We start from the raw sequence: 11,266 nt of genomic DNA, 5'->3' as shown, positions 1-11,266 counted from the left end.
CCGGCGCCGTCGGCCGTGGACATCGTGGCCTTGGAGGACCACGGGCTCCACGCCATGCCCTCGCCCGGAGACCCGAAACCGGTCCCCGTGCGGTCGAAGGAGTCGTCGACCAGCATGCCCGGCTCCGCCGGCTGCTCGGGCTCGGTGACGGCAACGGAGCGCGTAGCGGTCCCGGTGCGGCCGTCCGCGTCCCTGACCGTGAGCTTCACGGTGTAGGTCCCGGCCTTCGCGTAGTCGTGCGTCACCGTGTTGCCCGTGCCGGTCTGTCCGTCGCCGAACTCCCACGTCCAGGACGCGAGGGGCGCGTCGCCCGGCTTCGAGCCGGAGGCGTCGAAGGCCGCGGTGAGGCCCGTGGTCCGGTGCGCGATGGATGCAGTGGGCGGAACGGCCTCGGACTGTCCACCGCCGGCCGCGTCGTAGTGTGCACGGATCCGGTCCGCAGCCAGTGCCTTGCCGTAGACGGCCGTGTCGTCGATGTCGCCCGTGAACTCTCCGGTCGCCCCGGCACCGGTCCACGTCGCGGACACGGCACCGCCGAGGCGCCACATCCCGTCGTAGTACTGGGCGGACGTGGCCTCCGTGTTCTGGGCCACCTTCTCGCCGTCCACGTAGAGCGCGAGCCCGTCCGCGCCGAGCGACATGGCCACGTGGTGCCAGGCACCGTCGTTGTAGGCCTTGTCCGAGGAGGCCTTCACGGCCCGGTCCGGGTAGACGCCGGCGTGCAGCCGGCCGTCGGCCCCCATCCACAGGTGCCGGTCGGTGCTCCGGGCTCCGCGGACCACCTCGCTTTCGAAGCCAAGGATCCGTCCGCCTGCCGTGGTCGTGGTCTTGATCCACGTCTCGGTGGTGAAGCTCTGGGGTCCCAGCTCCTGCTGCGTCGTGGACGCGGAGCCCGCAGGTTTCGTGGTGTCGGTGCGGGCGAAGCGGGTCGCCTGGTCCGAACCCTGCACGGTGCCCGCGACGGGTCCGGTGACCTGGCCGTCGGCCGTCAGCCCGGCGCCACCCGCCACGTCGACCAGTCCGGCGTCGAGTGAGCCCATCCGCCAGTAGTGCGTCGGGGCGTCCTGGAGCACCGAGCGCGTGTACCCGGTCGGTGCGGCACCTCCGGCCGCGGTGACCTGCACCGGGGACGAGGCGACCGTGCGTCCGGTCGGGTCCACGGCCACGACCTGGTACGTGTGCTGTTTGCCGGCCTGTGCGGTGGAGTCGGTGTAGGCCATGCGCGCGCGGTTGTAGAACCGGTGCCGGCCCTTGACCTCGCCGACCGGCTGGGCGGTGTTGCCGTCCCGGACGATGCGGTAGGTGAGGTTCTCGTTGTCCTGGTCCGATGCTGCGGTCCAGGCCAGGCTCACGGTGCCGCCGCTGTGGGACGACGCGGTCAGCCCCATGTCGGTCCCGCCCGGCCGGGGACCCACGGCGTTCGGTGCCTTCGCCCGGGTGGAGAAGCGGACCAGGCCCTGCTGGCCCTTGCCGTTGACCCGCGGGAACTCCCCGCCCATGACCACGTAGTCGCCCGCGGCCTCGGCGGTCCAGGCGGCCTGGTACTGACCGGTGTAGGAGCCCCCCTCGAGGTCGGGGAACCAGTTAAGCATGCTCGGGGCCGGGTTGCCCGAGAAGTCGAAGTACTCGTCCCGTGTGCTGCCCAGCACCCCGGTGGCCTCTTCGCTGAAGGCGTTGGCCCGGTAGAAGGTGCGTGGACGGCTGTCCGTGAACTCCCCGAGGGACTCGCAGTTGTGGGCGTGGTTGGCCACGTACACGACCCCGGAGTGGGGCACCACGTCGTAGGAGTCCCCGTGGCAGTCCTCGAGCCACTCGATGCTGCCGTCGGCCCAGGACGCCTTGAAGGTCCCCTCGAAGTTGGAGTTGCGCAGCCAGGTCCAGCCGGTGCCGTAGACGTACTCGCCGTCGGTGGTCAGCGCAGAGATGCCGCCGTCCCCCACGCCGTTCCGCACCGTGGAGCCGACCTTCCACGGCCGGAGGCTGCCGTCCGTGGTCGAGATCGCGCCCATGCCCATGCCCGGGTCCGAGGAGTTGTTGAGCCGTTCGAAGTCGCCGCCGACCACGACCTTCCCCCCGTCGGGGGAGATGACCATGGAGTCCACCGGGCCGTCCGCGACGGGCGTCCACGGCCGCAGCTCACCGCTGCGGGCGTCCACGGCCGCGAGACCCCCGCGGGGCTGGTTGCCCACGGCGCTGAACCAGCCGCCGAAGTAGACGGACTTCCCGTCGGTCACGATGGCGTTGACCCTCGAGTCGGGGACCGGCCGGAAGCTGGGGTCCACCGCGCCCGTGGTGGGATTGAGGGCGGCGATCCGGTAGCGGGTCTCCCCGCTGATCTCCGTGAACGACCCGCCGAGGTAGAGCAGCTTGCCGTCGGGGCTCGCGGTGACGGTCTTGACGACCCCGTTGGCCGTGGGCGCGAACTCCTTGATCAGCTCACCGGTGTCGAGCCGGTAGGCGAGGACGTTGGCGCGCGGGGTCTCCTGCTGCCCGGCCGCAACGCCCGCAGGGCGCGCCGAGGTGAACTCGCCCACGGCGTAGACCGTGTTGCCGACCACCTCTTGGTCCCACACGACGCCGTTGATCTGGACGGTGGGCAGTGCGTCCGCCGTCACGGTGGGAGGCGTGCGGGGGTCCGAGGGATCCGCCGGGGCGGAGTCCGCGTAGGCAGGCGCGGGCGCCAGCGCGCCGACGACCAGGAGCAGGCCGCAGGCGGGGACCAGGATTCTTTTCATGCGGTGACCTCCGAGGTCGTGGTGTGCGGTGCTGGGGCGGGGCTGCGGGCGGGCTTTCACGCGCCCGCTCCCTGGTCGTGCGCCCGGCCGGCGAAGACCGCGGCCGGGTCGGTGGCGCGATAGGAGGCCGTGATCACGACATCCTCCCGCTGGTCCTCGGGAACGAGGAACGTGTAGGTGCCGGAGACGGTCTTCCCGGGCGCGACCTCGCCGGGCAGGCCGGCGTCGTCGGGCTGGCGGGAGGGCTCCCCCGGGCGGTCGTCGGGGCCGTACGTCAGGGTGACGCTGCTCCCGATGGTCGAGACCGGGGAGTCCGTCGCGTTGCGCACCGTCACGACCACGGTGATCGCGGGCCCGGACATCCCGCCGGGACCCATGCCCTCCGCCTGGACGGCCTTCGTGGACTCGACGGCGATCTCCAGGCCCTTCGCGGGCTGGACGGGCTCGTCCAGCCCGACGGTCTCGGTGGTCGAACGCTCTTCCTTCCCGGTGCCGCCGCCCTCGACGACGGCCGGCTCGCCGGGCTCTGCCGGCACCGCGACCCGCACCGGCTCTTGGGCCTCGTCCGTCGCCTCCTCGGACACCGCGTCGGACGCCTCGTCGGACGCCTCCGGAGCCTCGTCCGGTCCGCGGTCCTCGGACGCGGAGGCGTCCGGCGTCTCGCCGGCCGACGCGCCGGACCCGGAGGTCCCGGTGGTGGCCTCGACGGCGGATGCGCTTCCCGTTCCCGCGTCCGCGCAGCCGTACAGCGAGGCGGCCAGGACGAGGGCCAGCCCGCCGGTGCCCAGCCTGCGCAACGGGGAGCCGGAGCGCGGGACCGTCCGGTCCGCGTCCGGTGCCCCGCCGGATCGTGAGGTGCTTGTCATGGTGATTCCCCGATCGTTCTGCTCCGGCCGGGCGCCGCCCCGGACGATCGGACGCCACCCCCGTGGCCGGTCCTCGTCCGATGCGGTGCCTACCCGCCGGAATCCCCCCTGTGGTCCACCGGGGAACCCCTTCCCCGGTGCGTGCAGGCGAAACCGCGAACTTCCGGGTTCCGTGCGCCTGCAGTTGTGGAGGACGTTAGCAGTGGCAATTCATTGCATCTGTATCTTTTCTGTCCCCTTTTTTGCTATTGCACATGCTCGGGACACCACCTCGGGAAGGGTGCGTCAGCCGCACGCCACGTCGTGGTGCGCCGGCAGGTGGACGGGGCATGACTTCCGGTACCGGCCTCCCGGCTCCGCCCCGGACGTGCACCCTCCTCTGACATGGGGGCTGTGTTCTCACAGCACGGAACAGACCCCGCCGGAATCCCGGCGGGGTCTGTCGAGGAGGTGGAGCGGCTCAGTCGCGAGGTCTCCCGGTCGCGCCGTCCGCATGGAGATGTGTCCCCAGAAGTTCCATATGATCCCGGGGCTCGAAACCCGTGCGACGCAGGGCGGACAGGTCCAGGACGCTGTTGGCCGGACGCGGGGCCACCCCGGTGCGTCCGTCCACGTACTCGGCCGTGGACACGGGGACCACCCGCTCCGGGTCCGCCCCCACGCGCTCGAACACGTGACGGGCGACGGCCGCCCAGGACAACGGCTCCCCGGCCCCCGTGAGGTGGTAGGTGCCCCACGGTGCCCGGTGGTCCACGAGGTGGAGCAGTCCTGCGGCCAGATCTTCCACGAAAGTGAGCCGACCGACCTGGTCGTCCACCACGCGGGGCGAGATCCCGCGGGAGGCGAGACCGGCCATCACGGAGACGAAGTTGTGGCCTCGGCCGATCACCCAGCTGGTGCGCACGAGCCAATGCCGGGGCAGGGCCGTGACGGCGGCCTCGCCCGCGGCCTTGGACTGCCCGTAGACGGACAGCGGTGCGAGCGGCGCATCCACGGGGTACGCCTCGTCGTGCGGGAGTGTGCCGTCGAAGACGTAGTCGGTCGACACGTGCAGCAGCGGCACCCCGGCGGCCGCACACGCACCCGCGAGAGCGGCCACGCCGGTGGCGTTGGCCGCCCAGGCGGCCGTGCGCCCGTCGGGGGTCTCTGCGTCGTCGACCGCGGTGTGCGCCGCCGCGTTGAGCACCGCGCGGTATCGCCGCAGGTGCTCCCCCGTGCGCAGCCCTTCGGGCCAACCATCCGGATCGGCGAGGTCGAGCTCCGCTCGGTCCACGGCACGATGGGGCAGACCGCGGCGCTCGAGCAGCTCGACCAGGGCCCGGCCGAGCTGGCCGGTGCGTCCGACGACCAGCACGGGGGCAGGCGGGAGCGGCACGACCTCGGACAGCCGCGGGTGCCGGCGGTCCTTCTCGGACAGCTGGGCCTGCTCCAGAGGGACGGGCCAGTCGATCCCCACCGTCTCGTCGGCGAGATTCAGGAAGCTGTACTCGTCGAGGGCGTCGCCGGACCAGTGGTCGTTCACGAGGTAGGTGTACGCCGTGGCGTCGTCGAGCGTCTGGAAGGCATTGCCGACCCCCCGTGGCACGAAGACGGCCGTCGCAGGGTCGATCTCGCACGTGACCACGGTCCCGAAGGTGTCTCCTCCGCGCAGGTCCACCCAGGCCCCGAAGACCCTGCCGGTGGCGACCGAGACATACTTGTCCCACGGCTCCGCGTGGATCCCACGCGTGGTGCCGCGGCCCCCGTTGAAGGAGATGTTGTTCTGCACGGGGCCGAAGTCCGGGACTCCTGCGGCCACGGCCTTGGTCCGCTGCCAGTTCTCCTTGAACCAGCCCCGGTCGTCCCCGTGCACGGGCAGGTCGACCAGCAGCAGGCCGGGGATCGCCGTGCCTCGCACGGCCGGCTCGGACGAGCTCACTGTCCGGCCTCCGCGTACTTCGCCTCCGTGGCCGCCTTGACGGGCTCCCACCAGTCCCGGTGCTCGGCGTACCAGGACACCGTGGCACCGAGCCCGGACTCGAAGTCGGTGTAGCAGGGCTCCCACCCCAGCTCCTCACGGGTGCGGGTGCCGTCGATCGCGTAGCGCAGATCGTGCCCCGCCCTGTCCCGGACGTGGTCGAAGTCGTTCTCGTCTCGGCCCATCAACCGCAGGATCGTGCGCAGCACCGTGAGATTGTCCAGTTCGCCGTCGGCCCCGACGAGATAGGTCCGTCCGGGCGCACCCGCCTCCAGGATCCGCAGCACGGCCGCAGAGTGGTCCTCGGCATGGATCCAGTCCCGCACGTTGCGCCCCTCGCCGTAGAGCTTGGGCCGCACGCCCCACAGGACGTTGGTGATCTGGCGAGGGATGAACTTCTCGACGTGCTGGTACGGGCCGTAGTTGTTGGAGCAGTTGCTCAGCGTGGCCTCCACGCCGAAGGAGCGCACCCAGGCGCGGACCAGCAGGTCGGAGCCCGCCTTGGTCGAGGAGTACGGGCTCGACGGATTGTAGGGGGTCTCCTCCGTGAAGCGCTGCGGGTCATCGAGCTGCAGGTCACCGAAGACCTCGTCGGTCGAGACGTGGTGGAAGCGTGTGCGGTGGCGGCGTACGGCCTCCAGCACGGTGTACGTGCCGATGAGGTTGGTGTGCACGAACGGCCAGGGGTCGTTCAGCGAGTTGTCGTTGTGCGACTCCGCGGCGAAGTGCACCACGGCGTCCGCCGCCCGCACCAGGTCGTCGACGACCTCGGCGTCCGCGACATCCCCCACGACGAGCTCGAACCGCTGCGGATCCAGACCCGCCAGTGAGGCCTCGTTCGCGGCGTAGGTCATCCGGTCCAGGACCGTCACCCGGTGATCGGTCTCCCGCAGGACGTGGCGGACGAAGTTGGAGCCGATGAACCCGGCGCCTCCGGTGATGAGCAGATGAGACATGCCGGTGATCTTACGGCTCGCCGCGAGCCCTGGTCGGTGGGCACAACGGGGGACGCGCAAAAATAACGAATCTCATACAGTTACAAAGGTAAATCCCATGGGGAAGGGGAAACGACCATGCGGGGCATCATTCTGGCAGGGGGCACCGGGAGCCGTCTGCACCCGATCACGCAGGGCATCAGCAAGCAGCTGGTGCCCGTGTACGACAAGCCGATGATCTACTATCCGCTGTCCACGCTGCTGCTCGCGGGGATCCGGGACATCCTGATCATCACCACGCCCGAGGACGGACCGCAGTTCCAGCGTCTGCTGGGGGACGGCAGCCGCTTCGGCGTGTCCATCAGCTACACCGTCCAGCCGAGCCCGGACGGACTCGCCCAGGCCTTCGTGCTCGGCGCCGACCACATCGGCAACGACACCGTGTGCCTCGTGCTCGGCGACAACATCTTCTACGGACCCGGTCTCGGCACGCGGCTCCGGCGCTTCGAGGACATCACGGGGGCCGCCGTCTTCGGCTACCGCGTGGCGGACCCCACGGCCTACGGCGTGGTCGAGTTCGACGACGACCGCCGGGCCGTCTCGATCGAGGAGAAGCCCGAGCGGCCGCGCAGCCGCTACGCGATCCCGGGCCTGTACTTCTACGACAACCAAGTGGTCGATCTGGCCCGGTCGCTCCGGCCCTCGGCCCGCGGGGAACTGGAGATCACGGATCTCAATCGGCTCTACCTCGAGCGCGGCCAGCTCCACGTGCAGCTCCTGGACCGCGGCACCGCCTGGCTCGACACCGGGACCTTCGATTCCCTGGCCGACGCGAGTGCATTCGTGCGCACGGTCCAGGCTCGACAGGGGCTGTCCATCGGGTGCCCGGAGGAGGTGGCCTGGCGGATGGGCATGCTCACCGACGCCGAGCTCCTCGAACGCGCCGAGAGTCTCCTCAAGAGCGGCTACGGGGCCTATCTGCTGGGCCTCCTCGACCGGGAGCGGGTCCCCGTGGGCTGAGCAGGCCCGTCACTCCGTGGAGCGCCGGCACTCGCTGTAGACGTACCCGCACGCCCCGGAAAGCATGCTTGCTCCGCGGGCTGCGGCGATGCCGGGCGTCGGCTCGTGCACGTACCGCACCGGTCCCGTGAACGCCGGCACCAGGCCGCGGGCACCGGCTTCGGGATCGTTGTCCACGACGAGGACCTCGACGCTGTCCGCGCACCTGTCCGCCTGTCGCACGAGCAGCAGCAGGACAGCGGCCAGGTCCTGAGGAGGCCGGTACGTCAGGACCGCCACCATCACCCGGGCTCGCTCATCGGTCAGGCTGCGCACCGATCGCGCGATCCCGGTATCGCCGTGTTCCACCCGACCCCAGCATCATGTCATGTGCATCTGCACACATCTGCTGCGCATCCTGCGAGATCGTCCCGGAAGGAACGCGTCCGTGCTGCGACGCGTCGGAGGCGCGATCAGTGCCCGGGAGCGCGCACCGCCAGCGCCGGCGCTCCCCGGCCCCTGAGCCGGTCGGCCAGGTCCTCGGCCGCGTCCGCGTCCGCCAGCAGGTGGGCCACGGTGGGCCCGGAGCCGGACACGAAGCTCGCCAGGGCACCCGCCGCCGCGCCCGCGGCCAGGACCGGTGCCAGCTGCGGGGCCAGGGAGAGGGCGGCGGGCTGGAGGTCGTTGGCCAGCAGCGGGGCCAGCTCCTCCGGCGCCCCGGCCGCCAGGGCGTGCTCGAGCCCCTCCGGCAGCCCGGGCGCCGGCACGCCCCCGGCCGCGCGCAGCCGGTCGAGTTCGGCGTAGACGGCCGGTGTGGACAGGCCCGCCTCGGCGGCCACCAGCACCAGGTGCAGGGGCGCGCCGACCGCCGCGGGCCGCACCCGGGTGCCCGTGCCGGTGCCCACCGCCGCGCCTCCCGTGAGGGCGAAGGGCACGTCCGCGCCGAGACCGGCCGCGAGCCGCAGCAGGGCGTCGTCGTCGAGCCCGGGGACGCCGCCGGCCCGGGCCGCGAGCCGGTTCACGGCGACGAGGGCGGCGGCGGCGTCGGCAGAGCCCCCGCCCATGCCGCCGGCCACGGGCACGGCCTTGTCGATCTGCAGGTGGAGGCCGCCGGGCAGCGCGGGCAGGTGTCCGAGCACGGCGCGGGCGGCGCGGACCACCAGGTTGGAGTCGTCGGTGGGGACCGCGTCGAGGCGGAAGCTGCCGAGGGCGATCTGCTGGGCCACGAGCGAGCCGGGGACCGCGGCGACGCCCACGGTGATCCCGGTCCCCGCGGTGAGCGTGGCGGTCACGGTCTCGGTCGTGCCGACCGCGCAGTACAGACTGACCACGTCGTGGTAGCCGTCCGGGCGCGGCGGGCCGGCGGCGAAGAAGAGGTTGACCTTGCCGGGGGCCTGGGCCTGCTCCGTGAGCATCATCGTGCTCATGCGCCGCGCGCTCCGGCGGTGAGCCCGGCGGCGGCCCCGGCCCGGGCGATCCGGGCGAAGGCGGTCACGTCCAGCTTCTCGCCGCGCTGCCCGGGGTCGATCCCCGCGGCCTCGAGCAGCTCCCCGGCCGCCGCGGCGGAGCCGGCCCACCCGGCGAGAGCGGCGCGCAGGGTCTTGCGCCGCTGGGCGAACGCCGCGTCCACGGCGGCGAAGACGAGCTGCCGGTCCACCTCCGCCACCGGCTGCTCGCGGCGCACGAAGCGCACCAGCCCGGAGGCGATCTGGGGGGCCGGCCAGAACACGTTCTTGCCGATCGTCCCCGCCTTCGTGACCTCGGCGTACCAGGCGGCCTTGACCGACGGCACGCCGTAGACCTTGGACCCCGGCGCCGCGGCGAGCCGGTCCGCCACCTCCTCCTGGACCATGACCAGCCCGTGCCGGATCGAGGGGAACCGGGCCAGCAGGTGCAGCAGCACGGGGACGGCCACGTTGTAGGGCAGGTTCGCCACCAGGGCGGTGGGCTCGGCCGGGAGCTCGAGCACGCGCAGGGCGTCCTGCTCGAGCACGTGCAGCCGGTCGGCCAGCTCCGGCCGGAAGCGTTCCACGGTCCGGGGCAGCTGCGCGGCCAGCGGGGGGTCGATCTCCACCGCCACCACCTGCTCCGCGGCGTCGAGCAGCCCGAGGGTGAGCGAGCCCAGGCCCGGTCCCACCTCCAGCACCGTCTCGTGCTCGCCCAGCCGTGCGGCTGCGATGATCCGCCGGATCGTGTTGGGATCGATCACGAAGTTCTGCCCGAGCGTCTTGGTCGGCCGGATGCCCAGCTGCTCCGCGAGCGCGCGGATCTCCGCGGGCCCGAGCAGAGGGCGGGCGGCGGCTCCTGGCGGGGTGGATTCTGTCACCGGGACATCGTATCGGCCGCCCGCCTCCCCCTCCCCTCTCCCGAGCCCCCCACACCCCAGTTGCCGCAGTCCCCACCCACCCCGCACCGCACCCCTCGCCGAGTCCCCTTCCTGCCCCGCCGACTCCCCCAAGTCCCCGCCGAGTCCCCCATGTGCTCGCCGACTCCCCCAGGCCCCGCCGACTCCCCCATGTGCTCGCAATTCCCCCGGATCGTCCTGGGGGAATTGCGAGCACATGGGGGACTCGAACTGGGCGGCAAGGGATTAGAAGGGATGAGGCAAGGGCATCGCGGGGCGGGTGGCTCGTCGACAGCACATGACAGCAGGAGAACCTCGCAAGCCGGCAGCAATTGCGGCATCGGATGCGGCGCCGAGCATCGGTGACCAAGGAGTCAGCGGGCGCCCGTTCCTCGGCGAAGAGCCGTCTCGATCCGGGCGACGGTCGCCGCGGGACGGCGTACGACGTCATGCCACCCCACCCGGATCACCGTCCAGCCGAGTTCTTGGATCTCGCTCTCGCGGCGTCGTTCGTCCCGGAGGACGGAGTGGATGGTCATTGTGCCGACGTACTTGGTCTCCCCGTCGAACTCGAGCACCAGGCGGTGCTCCGGCCAGGCGAAGTCGGCGCGGTAGGACCCGCTGCGGCCGTCGATGACCCATTGCAGCTCCGGCACGGGCAGCGAGTACTCCATCAGCAACAACCGGGTGAGCGTCTCCCCGACGGACTCGGAGCGCGGATCCATGACGGTCAGCACCGATCGCGCGCGCCGGACTCCGCGCTGCCCGGCCCACTCCGGAAGCAGCGACTCCAAGCGGGTGCGGGAGACTCCCAGCAGGTGCGCCTGGTCCGCGAGCACCACGGCATCGGTGAACGGCAACAGGCGTGCGCAGTCCAGCAGCGTCCGTTCCGCCGAGGTGGTGCGCAGCCCGTCCACCACCACCACGTCCGCGGTCGGCAGCCTCGTCTGATGGCGGACGACGCCGTCGTACCCGTGGTGCGTGCCGTGCCCGGGCGGTGAGACGGTGTGGATCCGGGAGGGCACCCGCCGCAGTCCCAGGCCGTGCACCACAGCCGCCGAGGCCAGGCAGAACACCGGAACGGTGTGTGCGGCCCGCGCAAAGGCTCGGTGCTTCAGGAGCATGCGTTGCTCCGGGGTCAGGCTCGGGAGCCGGTCCGCGGCGATGAAGTATCCGGGGTGCACCCGCTGAAGCTTCCCGGTGCGGATCCGACGGCGGATCTCGTGGTTGCTCAGGCCGGTGTCGAGGAGGTCCGCCGTGCTCTGCAGTTCGCTCATGCCTCGGGATTAGCAGGGTTCATCTGCTGCGGGGGACCGCCACCGTTCGATGTGGACGTGCCGGCGAGACGGCGCCGGGGCCGGCAACTTGGGGAGCCACCATGGACCGGCCCCGAGTCCCCCATGAGTTCGCAGTTCCCCCCCGATTGATCG

General features: G+C 71.8%; 9 protein-coding genes. 1 reads left to right on the top strand and 8 read right to left on the bottom strand.

The genetic code is table 11. The features are described from left to right. From PU704_RS12205 to rfbB, 4 genes are all read right to left on the bottom strand, one after another. A partial coding sequence (locus PU704_RS12205) for a PKD domain-containing protein (RefSeq protein WP_277551535.1) occupies nucleotides 1-2,735 on the bottom strand: 2,735 nt, incomplete at its 3' end. Nucleotides 2,736-2,791: 56 nt separating this feature from the next. Beyond that, complete coding sequence (locus PU704_RS12200; RefSeq protein WP_139318590.1) at nucleotides 2,792-3,601, bottom strand: DUF4352 domain-containing protein; 810 nt, start codon at nucleotides 3,599-3,601, stop codon at nucleotides 2,792-2,794. Nucleotides 3,602-4,061: 460 nt separating this feature from the next. Beyond that, on the bottom strand, nucleotides 4,062-5,519 hold the full coding sequence (locus tag PU704_RS12195) for a sugar nucleotide-binding protein (RefSeq protein ID WP_277551534.1): 1,458 nt from the start codon (nucleotides 5,517-5,519) through the stop codon (nucleotides 4,062-4,064). Beyond that, on the bottom strand, nucleotides 5,516-6,514 hold the full coding sequence (rfbB, locus tag PU704_RS12190) for a dTDP-glucose 4,6-dehydratase (protein WP_075872557.1): 999 nt from the start codon (nucleotides 6,512-6,514) through the stop codon (nucleotides 5,516-5,518). The genes PU704_RS12195 and rfbB overlap by 4 nt, the downstream gene beginning before the upstream one ends. Before the next feature lie 117 nt (nucleotides 6,515-6,631). On the opposite strand from rfbB, the gene rfbA reads away from it, so the two are divergent. Continuing rightward, nucleotides 6,632-7,513 carry a glucose-1-phosphate thymidylyltransferase RfbA gene (gene rfbA, locus PU704_RS12185; RefSeq protein WP_277551533.1) on the top strand — a complete coding sequence of 294 codons (882 nt, stop codon included), beginning with the start codon at nucleotides 6,632-6,634 and terminating at the stop codon, nucleotides 7,511-7,513. A gap of 9 nt (nucleotides 7,514-7,522) precedes the next feature. Here the strand turns inward: rfbA and PU704_RS12180 are convergent, their stop codons facing one another. From PU704_RS12180 to PU704_RS12165, 4 genes are all read right to left on the bottom strand, one after another. Beyond that, a complete protein-coding gene (locus PU704_RS12180; RefSeq protein ID WP_139318589.1) occupies nucleotides 7,523-7,861 on the bottom strand; it encodes a glycosyltransferase family 2 protein in 339 nt (112 codons plus the stop codon). A gap of 104 nt (nucleotides 7,862-7,965) precedes the next feature. Next, complete coding sequence (locus tag PU704_RS12175; RefSeq protein WP_277551532.1) at nucleotides 7,966-8,919, bottom strand: 4-(cytidine 5'-diphospho)-2-C-methyl-D-erythritol kinase; 954 nt, start codon at nucleotides 8,917-8,919, stop codon at nucleotides 7,966-7,968. Beyond that, entirely contained in the window at nucleotides 8,916-9,818 is a 903-nt protein-coding gene (gene rsmA / locus PU704_RS12170; RefSeq protein ID WP_075872569.1) for a 16S rRNA (adenine(1518)-N(6)/adenine(1519)-N(6))-dimethyltransferase RsmA, read from the bottom strand. Before rsmA ends, PU704_RS12175 begins: the two co-directional genes overlap by 4 nt. Nucleotides 9,819-10,210: 392 nt before the next feature. Continuing rightward, nucleotides 10,211-11,113, bottom strand: coding sequence for a DUF559 domain-containing protein (locus PU704_RS12165; RefSeq protein ID WP_075870936.1), 903 nt, complete (start codon nucleotides 11,111-11,113; stop codon nucleotides 10,211-10,213). Nucleotides 11,114-11,266 lie beyond the last annotated feature (153 nt).

It is taken from the genome of Kocuria oceani, assembly GCF_029524215.1.
GTDB lineage: Bacteria > Actinomycetota > Actinomycetes > Actinomycetales > Micrococcaceae > Kocuria > Kocuria oceani.
The sequence above is the reverse complement of the archived record's forward strand: the minus strand, read 5'-3'. Positions and strand labels throughout refer to the sequence as shown.